The 15,816-nt window shown below is 61.3% G+C and carries 16 protein-coding genes and 4 pseudogenes; 14 read left to right on the top strand and 6 right to left on the bottom strand.

What is annotated here, in order from left to right; all coding sequences use genetic code 11:
- The first annotated feature begins 85 nt into the window (after positions 1 to 85).
- The gene (locus tag ACR3E4_RS00100; RefSeq protein WP_480531980.1) at positions 86 to 1,504 is read left to right on the top strand and encodes a protein adenylyltransferase SelO; all 1,419 of its coding nucleotides are present in this window, start codon (positions 86 to 88) and stop codon (positions 1,502 to 1,504) included.
- 9 nt (positions 1,505 to 1,513) lie between these two features.
- Here ACR3E4_RS00100 and ACR3E4_RS00095 read toward each other — a convergent pair whose 3' ends face one another.
- Positions 1,514 to 2,401, bottom strand: coding sequence for a DMT family transporter (locus ACR3E4_RS00095; protein ID WP_480531982.1), 888 nt, complete (start codon positions 2,399 to 2,401; stop codon positions 1,514 to 1,516).
- A 188-nt stretch (positions 2,402 to 2,589) separates the two neighbouring features.
- Here ACR3E4_RS00095 and ACR3E4_RS00090 point away from each other — a divergent pair, with 188 nt between their 5' ends.
- The 4 genes and pseudogenes from ACR3E4_RS00090 to eno all read left to right on the top strand — a co-directional run bounded on the left by ACR3E4_RS00090 (position 2,590) and on the right by eno (position 6,197).
- Complete coding sequence (locus ACR3E4_RS00090) at positions 2,590 to 3,288, top strand: endonuclease/exonuclease/phosphatase family protein (RefSeq protein ID WP_480531984.1); 699 nt, start codon at positions 2,590 to 2,592, stop codon at positions 3,286 to 3,288.
- A gap of 71 nt (positions 3,289 to 3,359) precedes the next feature.
- A complete protein-coding gene (locus ACR3E4_RS00085; RefSeq protein WP_480531986.1) occupies positions 3,360 to 3,773 on the top strand; it encodes a Fur family transcriptional regulator in 414 nt (137 codons plus the stop codon).
- A gap of 134 nt (positions 3,774 to 3,907) precedes the next feature.
- Positions 3,908 to 4,786, top strand: a complete 879-nt coding sequence (locus tag ACR3E4_RS00080) for a DMT family transporter (protein ID WP_480531988.1) — start codon at positions 3,908 to 3,910, stop codon at positions 4,784 to 4,786.
- Positions 4,787 to 4,923: 137 nt separating this feature from the next.
- A pseudogene (gene eno, locus ACR3E4_RS00075) lies at positions 4,924 to 6,197 on the top strand (phosphopyruvate hydratase).
- A gap of 50 nt (positions 6,198 to 6,247) precedes the next feature.
- Here the strand turns inward: eno and ACR3E4_RS00070 are convergent.
- Positions 6,248 to 6,526, bottom strand: coding sequence for a hypothetical protein (locus ACR3E4_RS00070; RefSeq protein WP_480531992.1), 279 nt, complete (start codon positions 6,524 to 6,526; stop codon positions 6,248 to 6,250).
- A 190-nt stretch (positions 6,527 to 6,716) separates the two neighbouring features.
- On the opposite strand from ACR3E4_RS00070, the gene ACR3E4_RS00065 reads away from it, so the two are divergent.
- Together ACR3E4_RS00065 and ACR3E4_RS00060 are read left to right on the top strand one after the other, a co-directional pair.
- Positions 6,717 to 7,034 (top strand): hypothetical protein, encoded by a 318-nt coding sequence (locus ACR3E4_RS00065; RefSeq protein ID WP_480531994.1) that lies wholly within the window; start codon positions 6,717 to 6,719, stop codon positions 7,032 to 7,034.
- A gap of 98 nt (positions 7,035 to 7,132) precedes the next feature.
- Positions 7,133 to 7,303 carry a hypothetical protein gene (locus tag ACR3E4_RS00060; protein ID WP_480567035.1) on the top strand — a complete coding sequence of 57 codons (171 nt, stop codon included), beginning with the start codon at positions 7,133 to 7,135 and terminating at the stop codon, positions 7,301 to 7,303.
- On the opposite strand, the gene ACR3E4_RS00055 is transcribed toward ACR3E4_RS00060, so the two are convergent.
- From ACR3E4_RS00055 to mazG, 3 genes are all read right to left on the bottom strand, one after another.
- On the bottom strand, positions 7,300 to 7,749 hold the full coding sequence (locus ACR3E4_RS00055) for a GNAT family N-acetyltransferase (protein ID WP_480531998.1): 450 nt from the start codon (positions 7,747 to 7,749) through the stop codon (positions 7,300 to 7,302). The genes ACR3E4_RS00060 and ACR3E4_RS00055 overlap by 4 nt on opposite strands.
- Positions 7,746 to 8,684 (bottom strand): nucleoside hydrolase, encoded by a 939-nt coding sequence (locus tag ACR3E4_RS00050; RefSeq protein ID WP_480532000.1) that lies wholly within the window; start codon positions 8,682 to 8,684, stop codon positions 7,746 to 7,748. The genes ACR3E4_RS00055 and ACR3E4_RS00050 overlap by 4 nt, the downstream gene beginning before the upstream one ends.
- Before the next feature lie 63 nt (positions 8,685 to 8,747).
- The gene (gene mazG, locus ACR3E4_RS00045) at positions 8,748 to 9,605 is read right to left on the bottom strand and encodes a nucleoside triphosphate pyrophosphohydrolase (protein WP_480532352.1); all 858 of its coding nucleotides are present in this window, start codon (positions 9,603 to 9,605) and stop codon (positions 8,748 to 8,750) included.
- A 65-nt stretch (positions 9,606 to 9,670) separates the two neighbouring features.
- On the opposite strand from mazG, the gene ACR3E4_RS00040 reads away from it, so the two are divergent.
- From ACR3E4_RS00040 to ACR3E4_RS00025, 4 genes and pseudogenes are all read left to right on the top strand, one after another.
- Positions 9,671 to 10,834: a M20 aminoacylase family protein gene (locus ACR3E4_RS00040; RefSeq protein WP_480532002.1), complete on the top strand. Its 1,164-nt coding sequence runs from the start codon at positions 9,671 to 9,673 to the stop codon at positions 10,832 to 10,834.
- 12 nt (positions 10,835 to 10,846) lie between these two features.
- Positions 10,847 to 11,814 (top strand): annotated as a pseudogene (gene speB / locus ACR3E4_RS00035) (agmatinase).
- 59 nt (positions 11,815 to 11,873) lie between these two features.
- The gene (gene speB, locus ACR3E4_RS00030) at positions 11,874 to 12,821 is read left to right on the top strand and encodes an agmatinase (protein WP_480532006.1); all 948 of its coding nucleotides are present in this window, start codon (positions 11,874 to 11,876) and stop codon (positions 12,819 to 12,821) included.
- 55 nt (positions 12,822 to 12,876) lie between these two features.
- A complete protein-coding gene (locus ACR3E4_RS00025; protein ID WP_480532008.1) occupies positions 12,877 to 13,278 on the top strand; it encodes a DUF1499 domain-containing protein in 402 nt (133 codons plus the stop codon).
- Here the strand turns inward: ACR3E4_RS00025 and ACR3E4_RS00020 are convergent.
- The gene (locus tag ACR3E4_RS00020) at positions 13,204 to 13,506 is read right to left on the bottom strand and encodes a hypothetical protein (RefSeq protein ID WP_480532010.1); all 303 of its coding nucleotides are present in this window, start codon (positions 13,504 to 13,506) and stop codon (positions 13,204 to 13,206) included. The genes ACR3E4_RS00025 and ACR3E4_RS00020 overlap by 75 nt on opposite strands.
- 62 nt (positions 13,507 to 13,568) lie before the next feature.
- On the opposite strand from ACR3E4_RS00020, the pseudogene prfA reads away from it, so the two are divergent.
- The 3 genes and pseudogenes from prfA to ACR3E4_RS00005 all read left to right on the top strand — a co-directional run.
- A pseudogene (gene prfA / locus ACR3E4_RS00015) lies at positions 13,569 to 14,622 on the top strand (peptide chain release factor 1).
- Positions 14,619 to 15,464: a peptide chain release factor N(5)-glutamine methyltransferase gene (gene prmC / locus ACR3E4_RS00010; RefSeq protein ID WP_480532012.1), complete on the top strand. Its 846-nt coding sequence runs from the start codon at positions 14,619 to 14,621 to the stop codon at positions 15,462 to 15,464. Before prfA ends, prmC begins: the two are co-directional and overlap by 4 nt.
- 243 nt (positions 15,465 to 15,707) lie before the next feature.
- Positions 15,708 to 15,816 (top strand): annotated as a pseudogene (locus tag ACR3E4_RS00005) (DUF4167 domain-containing protein); the annotation flags it as partial.

The raw sequence follows: 15,816 nt of genomic DNA, 5'->3' as shown, positions 1-15,816 counted from the left end.
CGGTCCTTCGAGGGTTCGGCCTGATTATGCACGGGCGGGCGCAATCCGCTATGGCAATTGTGCCCTCAGGCCATATGTTTGCCCTATGACTCTGACGATCCCCTTCGACAACAGCTATGCCCGCCTGCCCGATACGTTCTATGCGCGGCAAGCGCCGGTTCCGGTGCGCGCGCCGCGTCTGGTCGCCTTCAACGCCGATCTGGCGCAGCTGCTGAGGATTACCCCCGGCGAGGTGACGGAGATGGCCGAGGCCTTTGCGGGCAACACGGTGCCGGACGGGGCACAGCCGCTGGCTCAGCTTTATTCCGGGCATCAGTTTGGCACCTATAATCCCCAACTGGGGGATGGGCGCGCCGTGCTGCTGGGGGAGACGGTGGGATCGGATGGTATCCGCCGCGACATTCAGTTGAAAGGGTCTGGTCCTACGCCGTTTTCGCGGCAGGGTGATGGGCGGGCGTGGCTGGGGCCGGTACTGCGGGAGTATGTTGTGTCTGAGGCGATGCAGGCGCTGGGTATTCCGACCACGCGAGCCCTGGCGGCGGTCGAGACCGGAGAGATCGTGCTGCGCGAAGGGCCGATGCCCGGAGCGGTGCTGACCCGCGTGGCGCAGAGCCATCTGCGGGTGGGGACGTTTCAGGTTTTTGCTGCGCGCGGACAGTTGGACAGCCTGAAGCGGCTGACGGAGTATGCGATAGCGCGGCACTATCCTGACGCCGACGGCCCCATGGGCCTGTTGCGCGCCGTGCGGGATGCGCAGGCGCGGTTGATTGCGCAGTGGATGAGCGTTGGCTTCATTCACGGGGTGATGAACACGGATAATTGCTCGATCGCGGGAGAGACCATCGATTATGGGCCTTGCGCCTTCATGGACAGCTATCATCCGAACACGGTTTACAGTTCGATTGATCGGATGGGGCGGTATGCCTATTCCAACCAGCCGGACATAGCGGTGTGGAATCTGGCGCAGTTGGCGACGGCTCTGATCCAGCAGTATGAGGATAAAGAGGCCGCCGTTGAGGAAGCGACCGAGATCGTCCATGCCATGCCCGATCTGATGCAGGCGGAATGGCTGCGGCGGTTCCGGGCCAAGATCGGGCTGACCCGGGCAGAGGATGGGGACCTTGAGATGATCTCGGACCTGTTGACGCGGATGGCGCAGAACAGGGCCGACTTCACCAATACGTTCCGGGCGCTGGGCGGTCAGAACGCGCGGGATCAGTTTACCGACCCGGCGGCGTTTGATGAATGGGCAGAGGGCTGGCAGGCGCGTTTGACGCACGAGAAGGGGCCGCAACAGGTGATGGCGCAGGCCAACCCGGCCTTTATCCCGCGCAATCACCGGGTCGAGCAGATGATTCAGGCGGCGGTGCAGGGGGATTATGCCCCGTTCCAGCGGCTGAATGATGCGCTGTCGCGGCCCTATGAGGATCAGCCGGAGGCCAAGGATCTGACGCACCCGCCTGCTGAAGATGAGGTGGTGCAGGCGACGTTCTGCGGGACGTGAGTCTGAAAGCTATTTTCGCACGATCTCGAGCACCGCGGCGCTGACGATCAGCACGGCACCCAGCAATTCGCGCAGGCCGAACGGCTCGCCCGAGAATGCGGCTGCGGATGCGAGGCCGACGACGACCTCGCTCATCAGCAACAACCCGACGCGACCGGGAGAGAGTTTGGTCGCGGGCCAGATCGTCATAAAGATCATCGGCAGAGTGTAGAACGCGGACAGCAGGACCAGTTGCAGGACCCAGATCATGTCCTCTGGTGCGATGGCAGGCAGGACCGGGGCTTGCAGAAACAGCAGGCTGAACAGGGACAGGATTATGGCGCCCAGAATAAAGGCGAAGATCTGCCCGAAAATCGAGACCTGTGTGGCCCGGTAGAGGCCCAGCGTCCCCAGCGCCCAGCAAATCCCCGAAGCTAGGGACAGCCAGTCACCGACATTGCTTGGCCAGGGTATGAAGCCGCCATCACCCAGAACGATGAACAAGCCTGCCATGCCGCAGACAAGTCCCGAGAAACGCTGCCAGCTGAGGCGTTCTCCGAGAAAGAGCAGGCCCAGCAGCGTGCCCCAGATCGGTGTCAGATAGAACAGCAGGATCGAACGCACGACGTCGGTATAGACAAGGCTGATTGAATAGAGGCTGAACGCCGCGCCGGTGAACATACCGCTGAGCAGCAAGCCGCGCCATTGCAGGGCCAGCTGATGACGTTCACGCCAGATCAGGGGAACAAGGCACAGCAGGGCAACGCTGTACATCGCGATCCCCGGCCACGGACCGGTCAGGCCAATGTCCAGAAAGAACCGCACGGGAATCCAGTAGAGGCCCCACATCATGCCTCCGACCACGAGGACGATGCTTGCCTTGGTCGTGGTGTGCCCGGGGGCTTCGGTAGAGACCATGAGGGGTCGGATCCTTTGTTACGCGTGCCGATCAGGGATTAAAGCGGTATGCGGTGAGTGCAAGCTTTTTGCGCAAATTGGCGACGGGGATGTGCGAATGCGGGAAACGTCTGGCAGTTTTCGGCAGCATCAGCTTGCGATTGCCGGGTTTCATGGCAATCTAAGGCGCAAATGGATTTCGGAAGCTCATGACCCAGACCCTGCGCCTTGCCAGCTATAACATCCAGAAATGCGTGGGGCTTGATTTCCGTCGGCAGCCGCAGCGGATCATGCAGGTCATCGACAGCATGCAGGCCGATATCGTGGTGCTGCAGGAGGCCGACAAACGCCTGCCGCCGCGCCCCGCCGCCCTGCCGCATTTCATGCTGGACGAGGCCGGGTGGCAGATCGTCGATCTGGGCGGGGCGGGCAGTCTGGGCTGGCATGGCAACGCGGTGATCTGGCGCGGGAAGGCCATTCAGGTACGCCAGAGCGGGCATCATGATCTGCCGGGGCTGGAGCCGCGCGGGGCCGTGCGGGTCGAGTTCGACACGCAGATCGGCCCGCTGCGCGTGATGGGGATGCATCTGGGATTGTTTCCAGCGTCGCGCCGGCAGCAGATCACCCATATCCGCCGATGTGATTCTGATCTGGAGCAGATGCCCACGGTCTGGGCCGGGGATTTTAACGAATGGTCGCGTCAGCCGGTGCTGGATCATCTGGCCCCGGACATGCGGTTTCTGCCGCCGCTTCCCAGTTACCCCGCCGCGCAACCGCTGGGCGCATTGGACAGAATCGCGCTGGGCCAGGGGCTTGAGGCCACTTTGCACGGGGTTCATGACATACGGCCTGCGCATATCGCCTCGGATCATTTGCCAGTCTGGGCCGATCTGCGCCGCGCGGCCTGAGGTAAAATCGTCGGTGGCGCAGCGCGCGCGGACATATTAAGACAGAAGTCCGAACAATTCCGGGGGTCACCATGTCCGATACGATTATCGCCCGTTGCGAGGCCAAGGGCCTGCGCATGACCGGCCAGCGCCGGACCATCGCGCAGGTGTTGCAGCAGAGCGAGGATCACCCGGATGTCGAGGAGCTGTATGCGCGCGCCTCGGCCGAAGATGCGGGTATCTCCATTGCCACGGTCTATCGCACGGTAAAGCTGTTTGAAGAGGCCGGGATACTGGAGCGGCTGGAATTCGGCGACGGGCGCGCGCGCTATGAGGATGCCGAGCGCGACCACCATGATCACCTGATCGACATGCAGTCGGGCGAGGTGATCGAATTCGTCGATCCCGAGATCGAGGCGCTGCAGGAAAAGATCGCCGCCAAGCTGGGATACCGGCTGAAAGGCCACCGGCTGGAGCTGTACGGCGTGCCGCTGGACAAGGACTGATCCATCACCAAACGCGATTGATCGCCGCACGTTAATTCATCAAAGGCGGCGGGTTCCGTCTTGCCAAGCGCCGCCGCTTGCGGTTCTTGTGCAGTCAGGTCCCCCTTTTTGGGCCCGGTTCAACGGAAACGCGCATGAATAACGTAAACGGCATTCTGCTGCTTGTCGGTTCGATGGCGGCATTTGCACTTGAGGATATGTTCATCAAATACCTGTCGGTCAGCGTACCGACCGGTCAGATCATGCTGTTTCTGGGTGTCTTTTGCGGCCTTGCCTTTGCCGGGATGTCGGTTGTCACGCGCAAGCGTATCTTCGATCCTGCCGCCTGGTCTCTGCTGCCGCTGCTGCGCGCAGGAACCGAGGCGGTCGGTGCGCTGTTTTTCGTGACTGCGCTGTCGCTGATCGACCTGTCCACAGTGGCCGCCGTGTTTCAGGCCATGCCGCTGGCGGTGACCATGGGGGCGGCGCTGTTTCTGGGCGAAAAGGTCGGCTGGCGGCGGTGGAGCGCGGTCGGCGTGGGCTTTGCCGGGGTGCTGTTGATCATTCGCCCCGGGCTGGATGGGTTCCAGCCGGAAACGCTGTTGGTGGTGGCCACTGTGTTCGCCATTGCGGCGCGGGACCTGATCACTCGCAAGTTGGATGTGCGGGTGGCTTCGTCCGTGGTGGCGATGCAGGCCTATATCTCGATCGCGCTGACCGGCGTGGTGATGATGGCGGTGTCCACGCACAGCTATGTGCCTGTGCAGGCAGGCCAAATCGGCCCCTATCTGGGGGCCATCGGCTTTGGCGTGCTGGGCTATTACGGTATCGTCACGGCAATGCGGGTGGGCGAAGCGTCGGCCCTGATGCCGTTCCGTTATACGCGACTGGTCTTTTCGATCCTTGCCGGGATGCTGATGTTCGGGGAACGCCCCGATGCGGTGACCATGGCGGGGGCAACGCTGATCATCGGGTCCGGTCTGTATACCTTTATCCGCGAACGCCGTCTGGCGCGCGCGGTGGTCGCGGCCTGATTACTGTTGGCGCAAACAGCGAACTGTTAGCCCTAAAGGCAGGAAAATATACGTGTTAGCGTTAACGTGACCGGTTTACTTTTCGCCGGTTGCTGTTATGAGGCGTGCAACTGATTGCAGCCACAGGGACGGGCCTCATGAGTACCATCATCGACATCCACGCACGCGAAATCCTGGACAGCCGGGGCAACCCGACGGTTGAGGTGGACGTGATTCTGGAAGACGGCACCATGGGCCGCGCCGCTGTGCCCTCGGGTGCGTCGACCGGCGCCTATGAGGCGGTTGAGAAGCGCGACGGTGACAAGGCCCGCTACATGGGCAAGGGCGTACTGGAGGCCGTGGCCGCCGTGAACGGTGAGATCGCCGAGGAACTGGTGGGCTTTGATGCGACCGAGCAGGTGGCCATCGACCAGGCGATGATCGAGCTGGACGGGACCGAGAACAAGGGTCGTCTGGGCGCGAACGCCATTCTGGGCGTGTCGCTGGCCGCTGCAAAGGCGCGGCGGATTTCACCACGCAACCACTGTACCGCTATGTTGGCGGCACCTCGGCACGGGTTCTGCCGGTGCCGATGATGAACATCATCAACGGCGGTGAGCACGCCGACAACCCGATCGACATTCAGGAATTCATGATCATGCCGACCTCGGCCGCGAATATCCGCGAGGCGGTGCGCATGGGCTCCGAGGTGTTCCATACGCTGAAGAAAGAGCTGTCGGCTGCTGGTCTGGCTACCGGTGTGGGCGATGAGGGCGGTTTTGCCCCGAATATCGCATCGACCCGCGAGGCGTTGGATTTCATCCTGAAATCCATCGAAAAGGCAGGCTACAAACCGGGTGAGGAAATTCACCTGGCGTTGGATTGCGCGGCGACCGAATACTACAAGGACGGCAAATACGTTCTGGCGGGTGAGGGCATCTCGCTGTCGTCCGAGGAAAATGCGGCTTATCTGGCGGCGCTGGTCAATGACTATCCGATCATTTCGATCGAGGACGGCATGTCCGAGGATGACTGGGACGGCTGGAAAGCGCTGACCGACGCCATTGGCGACAAGGTGCAGCTTGTGGGTGATGACCTGTTCGTGACCAACCCCGCGCGTCTGGCCGAAGGGATCGAGCGCGGTTGCGCCAACTCGATGCTGGTGAAGGTGAACCAGATCGGTTCGTTGACCGAAACGCTGCGTGCCGTCGATATGGCGCACCGGGCGCGTTATACCAACGTGATGTCGCACCGTTCGGGCGAGACCGAGGATGCCACCATTGCCGATCTGGCCGTGGCAACCAATTGCGGTCAGATCAAGACCGGCAGCCTCGCGAGGTCGGACCGGTTGGCCAAGTATAACCAGCTGATCCGGATCGAGGAATCGCTGGGCGAGGTTGCGGAATTCGCAGGCGCGTCGATCCTGAAATAAAAGAAACGGGGGCCGCCTGGCCCCCGTTTCGCTTTGGTGATTGCAAGGTATCAGCCTCTGATCTTCTTGACGATCATGCCGACAACGACCTGAACCACCAGGCCGGCGACCCCACCGCCGACGAAGTTCGCGGCCAATGCGCCGATATCCATACCTCCGGCAGCCCCTCCGGCCCCCAGCAATCCGCTGAGCAGCTGACCGCCGCCGACACCGCCCACGGCACCTGCCAGAGCGTTGCCAATACTGCCCATGTCAGAGCCCTTGACGGCCTTACCGCCGCCTGTGCCGCCCAATGCGCCGCCGATCAATTGGCCGATAATCTGTTCCATATCGCGTTCCCTGTAATAAACGTTGGTTCTGTGCGCGTGCTCGTATTCGACCGGGCTGCGAGGCGTCACGGGGAAAGAATCGGTGGAATTGTCTTAATCTTCTCACCCTGTAGGGTGGCGGCCCATGTGCTAAGTTCGATTCAAGCGTCGCGTGCCATGCTGCGCCGGACATTAGGGAGAGGGTTTTCTTATGGTTGCATTCAAACACATCGCCGGCGCGGCTGCGCTTTTCATCCTGCCTCAGCTTGCTTGGGCGCAGGTTCCGCCCGAGGCGGTGTGCCAGAAGATGGTGGAAGGCGACCCCAGCGGACAGATCACGATGGAGGAATGCCTGTGCACCTATAACGTCGCCGACACGGTTCTGGACGATGATATCAAGGCGCTGATGTTTCGATCCTGGTTCACCGGAGAGAACGTGACCGAGCAGTTGGAAGCGTTGCCGCAGCCCAAGCGGGTACAAAAGCAGTTCAAGAAACTGGAGCGGGGGCAGCGGAAGAACTGCCTGTAAAGGGCGATCTAAGCCGACATAAAAATCAATATGTGTGAACTTGTTCCTATTGCCGGAACGTGACTTCCGGTATCCTATCTGTATTGCAGAAAGGGGACATGATGTCTGCTTCGAAGGTCTTTCTTGTAATTTCAATACTTTGCGCAGGGGCTCTTGCGGCATGTACCGAGCCGGGAACCTATCCGATCACGGGGATGGAGGTCTCGCAGGATGATCCGGTGCAACAGATGTACAATCCGGCGGTGATCTTCCGGGGGGAATCGCGCTAGAGCGTTTTGCTCATCAACATATAGCGGTCGCGCGCTCTGAAGCCTGACCGCAGATAGAGTTTCTGCGCGGTCTCATTGGTCCGGTCGACCTCGAGATGCAGCGCGGTCAGCCCGGCCTCGGCCAGTGCCTTGGGCAGATCGTGCAGAACTTCGGTGGCGATGCCGCGTCCGCGGACGGCGGGGCGGATATAGATTTCATCGACGAAGGCGTCCATGCCGCCAAACTCGACCGACCAGCCGAATGTCAGAATGACATAGCCCAGTGGCGCCCGGCCCGGCCCGACAAGATACACGCACCCATGCGGTATGCCGTCCAGCAAGGGAGCCAGCGCGTTGCGGCGTTTCTCGTCATCCTGCGCGATGCCGGATTCCGAATGAAACGCCGCAACCAGCGCCATCAGGCGATCCAGATCGTCGGGGCGGGCGAGGCGGAGTGCGGCGGTCATAGGCGGGCCAGTCTTTCTGTGAGCAGGGTGAAGAAACCGTCAGCGTCGATCTCGCCCATGAACATGGCGTTGGGTTCATGGTTGGTGACGCGCCACCAATCCGCGACGGTCATGCCAAGCGTCAGCTCGGATCCGGTTTCGATCTGGACATTGATATGTCGGCCCTTAAACAGCTCGGGCCGGATCAGATAGGCGGTGACGCAGGGATCGTGCAGCGGAGCGCCTTCCGAGCCGTATTTTTCCATGTCGAAACGTTCGAAGAAATCGGTCATCTCGGCGACCGCATGGCCGACTTCGCTGTTGAGCGCGCGGAAGGCGTCGTTGCGCTGTTTGGTAACCAGCGCGTCATGGGTCACGTCCAGCGGCATAACGACGATATGAATGCCGGAAGTAAACACGATATCAGCAGCTTCCGGGTCGACGTAAATGTTGAATTCCGCCGCTGGCGTGATGTTTCCGACCTCGAAATACGCCCCGCCCATCAGGACGATTTCCTGCACCCGGTCGATGATATCGGGGGCCTTGCGGAAGGCGGTCGCGATGTTGGTCAGCGGCCCCAGCGGGCATAGCGTCACGGTGCCGGGCTCATGCGCGCGCAAGGTGTCGATGATGAAATCGACCGCGTGACCGTCGGCCAGTGGCATTTGCGGATCGGGCAGGTCGGGACCGTCGAGGCCGGTTTTACCATGCACGTGTTCGGCGGTCACCAGCGCGCGGTTCAGCGGACGATCGCAGCCTGCATAGACTGGAATATGCGTGTGACCAGCCAGTTCGCAGACGATACGGGCGTTCTTGGCGGTCAGTTCCAGCGGCACGTTTCCGGCGACAGCGGTGATGCCCAGAACCTCGATCTCTTCGGGGCTGGCAAGTGCCAGCAGGATGGCAACGGCGTCGTCCTGACCGGGATCGGTGTCGATGATGATCTTGCGGGGCATGGTGGTCTCCGGGGGGCATGAAGGTCGGACACTCGCAAGTGTCGCGGCACTTGTCTACCAGATTTACACGTCCGCCGGGGCATCTACCGGCGGGAGTTTGCCGTTGGCGCGGTGTTCCTCGATTTTCACCTCATCCCACAGCGCATCCATCTCGGCCAGATCGCTTTGCGCGGGCGTTTTTCCGCGTTCGGCAAGGCGTGCCTCGACCTTCTCAAAACGGCGGGTGAACTTGGCGTTGGTGCGGCGCAGAGCGGCCTCGGGCTCGATGCCCAGATGACGGCCGAGGTTGACGATCACGAACAGCAGATCGCCGAATTCATCCTCAAGTGCGTCGGCATCCATAGTGTCGCGCGCTTCTTCCAGTTCGGCAGCCTCTTCGGTGATCTTGGCGAGGACATGGCTGGCATCGGGCCAGTCAAAGCCCACGCGCGCGGCGCGTTTCTGCAGTTTGTGGGCGCGCAGCAGGGCGGGCAGGTTGGCCGCAACACCGTCGAGCGCGCCTTTCTGTTCCTTGCCTGCGCGTTCGGCGGCCTTGATGGTTTCCCAGTCGCGTGTCTGTTGTTCAGCGGACTTGTCACGGGATTCGTCGCCGAACACATGCGGATGGCGGTCGACCATCTTGTCGGACATGGTGCGCACCACGTCCTGAAAGGTGAAATGCCCTGCTTCTTCAGCCATTTGCGCGTGAAAGACGGATTGGAACAGCAGGTCGCCCAACTCTCCCTTCAACTCGTCATAAGCCTGCCTTTCGATGGCATCGGCGACCTCATAGGCCTCTTCGATCGTATAGGGGGCAATCGTCGAAAAATCCTGTTCGATATCCCACGGGCAGCCGGATTGCGGGTCACGCAGGCGGCGCATGATCTCTAGCAGGCGTTCGATACCCGCGTCCGTATCGTGGATCAGAGGATTTTCGGCCATTGCGAACCCTTTCGTTCCGGTGTCAGATGCATCCATCCCGCAGTCACGATCAGAGTCCACCCCAGATGCCCGTCGTAAACCGAATTGCCGATTACGCCGCCGATATGGCCGCATGGCGCCAGCACCTGCACACGATCCCCGAGCTTGAGTTCGAATGCTATGAAACCGCCGCTTTTGTGGCCGAGCGTCTACGCGAATTCGGGGTGGACGAGCTGCACGAGGGGATCGCCAAGACCGGTATGGTGGCGATCATCAACGGGCAGGGGGACGGCCCGACCATCGGCCTGCGCGCCGACATGGACGCGCTGCCGATCACCGAGGAGACGGGGGTGGAGTATGCCTCGCAGAACCCCGGCAAGATGCATGCGTGCGGTCATGACGGGCACACCACGATGCTGTTAGGTGCGGCGCGTTATCTGGCCGAGACGCGAAATTTCGCGGGCCGGGTGGCGCTGATCTTTCAGCCTGCTGAAGAAGAGGGCGGCGGTGCGGGCGTGATGGTCGACGAGGGCATCATGGATCGGTTCGATATCTCTCAGGTCTATGGCATCCATAACACGCCGGGTCGGCCCGAGGGGGTGTTCGAGACTACGCCGGGGCCTCTGATGGCGGCAGTGGACACGTTCGAGATCCACATTCAGGGTGTTGGCGGCCACGGGGCCATGCCGCATGAGACCAAGGACCCTGTCATGGCAGCCTGCGGAATGGCGCAGGCGATACAGACCATCGTCAGCCGCAATCACTATGCGCTGGATGATCTGGTGGTGTCGGTCACGCAGATACACACCGGGACGGTCAATAATGTCATTCCCGATACGGCTTATCTGAACGGCACTGTCCGCACCTTTGATCCGGCAGTGCAGAAGATGGTGATGGAGCGGATGGAGCAGATCGTTGCGGGGCAGGCGGCATCATATGGTGTTGAGGCAAAGCTGGACTATCAAGAGGGCTATCCTGCCACCATCAATGACGCCGACAAGGCCGCCTTTGCGGCCGAAGTGGCGCGGGATGTGTCGGGGGCGGAACGTGTAAAGGCCAATGCGGGGCGCGAGATGGGGGCTGAGGATTTCTCGTACATGCTGCAGGCGCGTCCGGGTGCTTATCTGTTCCTTGGACAGGGCGAGGGCGCCGGGCTGCACCATCCGAAATACAACTTTAACGACGAGATCGCCCCGGTGGGCGCATCCTTTTTCGCGCGTCTCGTCGAAACGGCGCAGCCGCTGCGCTGACAGGGGAAAGACATGGCACTGGAAGACGCAAAGAACCAGGTGGATGAGGCGTTCACCAACCCCGATCTCAAGGGGCTGTCCTATGAGAACACATTCGGCGGCGCCACGTCGTTTCTGCGGCGGCTCTATACCAAGGACCTTGCGGGCGTTGATATCGCGGTGACGGGCGTGCCCTTCGATCAGGCGGTGACCAACCGCCCCGGAACCCGGCTGGGACCGCGCGCCATCCGTGAGGCGAGTGCGTTGCAATCGCCGGATGCGCCTTATGGCTGGCCTTTTGATGCGCTCAGCGAGCTGGCCATCGTGGATTATGGGGATATGGCCTATGACTATGCCAATATCCCGGCCTTTCCCGATACACTGACCGATCACATCCGAACCATTCTGGCGGCGGATGTGGCCTCGGTCACGTTGGGCGGGGATCACTATATCAGCTTTCCGATCCTGAAAGCCTATGCCGAGAAATACGGGCCGATGTCGTTGCTGCAATTCGATGCGCATACGGATACCTGGGCCGATGACGACATGTCCCGCGTGGACCATGGCACGATGTTCTACAAGGCGGTAAAATCGGGGCTGGTCGATCCGAAACGCTCGGTTCAGGTGGGTATTCGCACCACCAACGAGGACACATTGGGCGTCAACATCATCGACGCGCGCGAGGTCTACGATCCGGCCCCGCCGCCGTGGCGCAGAAGATCAAGGGCATTCTGGGCGACAGCCCCGTTTACTTGAGTTTTGATATCGACGGTCTGGACCCGGCCTTTGCGCCCGGTACAGGGACGCCGGTCTGGGGTGGTCTGACCTCGATCCAGGCGCAGATCATCCTGCGCGACATTGCCGGGATCAATATCAAGGGCGGTGACGTGGTCGAGGTGTCTCCGCCCTACGATACCTCGGGCGCGACGGCGATTGCGGGGGCGCATGTAGCGACGCAGATCATTTGTTTGCTGGGGTGGAACAAGCTGGTGAAGCCTTAACCTTTGGTTAGGCATAATCCCGGTATCTGCTTGGTCAGGGATCGGATCGGAGACATCACATGACCCAATACAACCAACCCATTGGCGGCAACGATCTGGCGCGGTTCTCGGGGCCGAACACGTTCATGCGGCTGCCGCAGGCGTCTTCGCTTGAAGGGCTGGATGTGGCGGTTTTGGGGGTTCCGATGGATATCGGCACCTCGTGGCGGTCGGGCACGCGGTTTGGCCCCAAGCAGATCCGCAGCGAAAGCGCGATGATCCGGCCCTATAACATGGCCAATGGCGCAGCGCCGTTCGACCATCTGCAGATCGCAGATATCGGGGATCTGGCGATCAACACCTTCTCGCTGGCCGACAGTCTGAAGATCATCAAGGACAGTTATGATGGCATTCTGGCGCAGGGCGTGACCCCGGTGGCGATGGGTGGGGATCATTCGATCACTCTGCCGATCCTTCGGGCAATGGCGGCCAGGCATGGTCCGGTGGCTTTGGTCCATGTAGATGCCCATGCTGACGTCAATGACGAGATGTTCGGCGAGAAGGAAACCCACGGCACCGTCTTCCGCCGCGCCTATGAGGAAGGGCTGATCGTTCCTGACAAGACCTTCCAGATCGGCATTCGCGGCTCGGGCTATGCGGCCAGCGACTTCGCCGAGGCGCAGGGCTGGGGCTTTCGCCAGTATCCCGCGTGGGAGCTGTGGCAGCAGAACCTGACCGAGATCGGCTCGCTGATCCGCAAGACGGTCGAGGATCATCCCGTATACATCACCTATGACATCGACAGCCTCGACCCGGCTTATGCGCCCGGCACCGGCACGCCCGAGATTGCGGGACTGACCACGTCGCAGGCGCTGCAACTGATCCATGCGCTGGCGGGCATGAACGTGGTGGGCTGCGATCTGGTCGAGGTGTCTCCGCCCTATGATCCGTCTGGCAACACGGCGCTGACGGCGGCGAATCTGCTGTTCGAGATGCTGTGTATTCTGCCCGGCGTGACGTCGCGATAGGGATGAGCGCGACGCCCGGAGCGGATAGGTTATATGCAAAGGGATCGGAGGGCCGATGAAAATGGTGCTGTGGCTGGTGATTGCGTTGGGCGTTGCGATGGCGGCCTATATCCGTCTGGCCCCCTCCGACCCAACGCGCTGGCATGTAGCACCCGAGGGTGTGGACCGAGATCTTAGGAATGGCGTAATCCGGATCGTAGAGGCTGCTCCGAGGGGGATGGAGCAACTCGATCAGATAGCCCGCACGGCGCCGCGCACCACGGTGCTGGCGGGTTCTATCGAAGATGGAATGATAACCTATGTCACCCGTTCAATGGTGTTCGGTTTTCCCGACTACACGACCGTGCAGCAGGACGGCGATACGCTGCGCATTTACGCGCGTTCAAGATTTGGCCGAAAGGATTTTGGCGTCAATCGGGACCGGGTCGCCGGTTGGCTGGCTTTGCTGCAACCCTGACGACAAGCACCCTTCTTGAACCTCGCGCCACATGGGCACGTTCAGCGACATCTGGCATTGGGCCATGAACATGCGGCCATCGACCTGCAGGCAGATCATCTGTCCCAACTCGACGCGGGTGCCGGATTTGTCGGTGCAATAGCAGTCGCGGACCTTGCCATCGGGGCCGGTGTAATCCGCCATTGCCGGGCTTGAACAAAGGGTTAGGGCCAGGATCAGTCGTCTCATACCTTAAACCTAGCACAAGGCAGGGCCTTGACCAAAGCCCACGGATGAGAGACACCCCGCGGATGATCCCCGAAGAACGCCTTGAACAGATCACCCAGCGATTCCAATACCTCGAAGCGGCCATGGCCGATGGCGCCTCGGGAGGCGATATTGCGGCCTTGGCCAAAGAGTATTCCGACCTCAAGCCGGTGGTTGATCAGATCATGGCGTGGCGGCAGCTGACCGCTGATCTGACCGAGGCGCAGGCGATGCTGGCCGATCCGGACATGAAAGAGCTGGCCGAAGAGAAATCCCCGACCTGCAGGCCCGTATCCCCGAGGCCGAGCATGCGTTGCAACTGGCGCTGTTGCCCAAGGACGCCGCCGATGCGCGCCCGGCGATGCTGGAGATCAGGCCCGGCACCGGCGGGGATGAGGCGGCTTTGTTTGCCGGAGACCTGCTGCGGATGTATCAGCGATACGCTGAGGCGCGGGGCTGGCAGTTCGAGATCATCGAGGAACAGGCCTCGGATCTGGGCGGGATCAAAGAGGTGGTGGCCCATATCAAGGGCGACAACGTCTTTGCGCGGATGAAGTACGATCCGGCGTGCATCGGGTGCAGCGGGTGCCCGAAACCGAAAGCGGTGGGCGGATTCATACCTCGGCGGCGACGGTGGCGGTGCTGCCCGAGGCTGAGGATGTGGACATTCAGATCGACGCCAACGACATTCGGATCGATACGATGCGCAGCTCGGGCGCAGGGGGGCAGCACGTCAACACGACGGATTCGGCGGTGCGGATCACGCACCTGCCCAGCGGCATCGTGGTGACCAGTTCCGAGAAATCCCAGCATCGCAACCGCGAGATCGCGATGCAGGTGCTGAAGACGCGGCTTTATGATCTGGAACGGCAGCGGATCGACAGTGAACGCTCTGCCGATCGCGCCAGTCAGGTGGGGTCGGGCGACCGGTCGGAGCGGATCAGGACTTATAATTTCCCTCAGGGCCGCATGACGGATCACCGAATCAACCTGACGCTGTATAAGCTGGATCAGGTGATGCAGGGCGACCTGGATGAGGTGATCGACGCGCTGACCGCGGATGATCAGGCCCGGCTGCTGGCTGAGATGGCGCAATGATTGCGGCACTGACAGCGGCGCAGGCGATGGTTGCCGCCACGGCGCGTTTGCGCGCGGCGGGCGTGCCCGATCCGGCACGGGATGCGCGGGTTTTGCTGGCCCATGCGGCGCGGATCGAAGCCAGCCGGGTGACATTGATTGCGCCCGAAGAACTGCCTGTCGATATCGCGGAGCGCTATGATCAGCTGATCTCGTTGCGGGCCATTCGGGTACCGGTGTCGCATCTGCTGGGTGAGCGCGAATTCTACGGTCGCCGGTTCCGGGTCAGCCGCGATGTGCTTGATCCGCGTCCCGAGACGGAGGCGTTGATCGAAGCGGCGCTGAGCGAGCCGTTTGACCATCTGCTGGATCTGGGCGTGGGCTCGGGCTGTATCCTGATCACATTGCTGGCCGAGCGCAGCAGCGCCTCGGGGCTGGGAGTGGATCTGAGCGAATCTGCCTGCCTGCAGGCCAGCGCCAATGCGGTGCAACATCAGGTGCAGGCGCGGGCGGAGATTCGGCAATCCGATTGGTTTGAGAACATTGAGGGGCAATTTGACCTCATTGTTTCAAATCCGCCCTATATTTCCGTTGAGGAAATGGATGATCTGTCGCCTGAGGTGCGCGAGCATGAGCCGCGCATGGCCCTGACCGATGAAGGGGACGGGTTGGGCGCGTATCGCCGGATTGCTGCCTCGGCGCCGGATTTTCTGATGCCGGGCGGGCGGTTGCTGGTCGAGATCGGGCCGACGCAGGGCAATTATGTCGCGGCTTTGTTCGATGCGGCAGGGTTGGTGGAAACGCGCATAATCCCTGATCTGGACGGTCGGGATCGTGTCGTCGGCGCCAGAATGCCGCAATAGGCAGTGCATCTGAGGCTGAAATGCGCCGATTGATGTAAAAAAGCTGCGAAATATCGGACAAAGCCCTTGTCTGAATGCGCAGGACATGTTTACTCAGGATTAGTCGGAGAGGTTGACGCTGTTTCAGCGCGCCCCTGACGCCGCCAAGCCCAAAAAGTCGATGACGCGTTACGGCACAAGCCACTGAGCAGCGTAAGGTACGGGTTGATCGACAGAGAATTGACAAGGCTGACGTGAAGTAAGATGAGATCCTCCAAATCCCGTTCGCGGGCCAAGAACAACCGCAATCGTCCTTCCGGCGGCAACGTCGTAAACCGGGTTTTTGACAGCTCGGGTCCCGAGGGCAAGGTGC

Source organism: Ruegeria sp. AP11 (assembly GCF_056535865.1).
The sequence above is the reverse complement of the archived record's forward strand: the minus strand, read 5'-3'. Positions and strand labels throughout refer to the sequence as shown.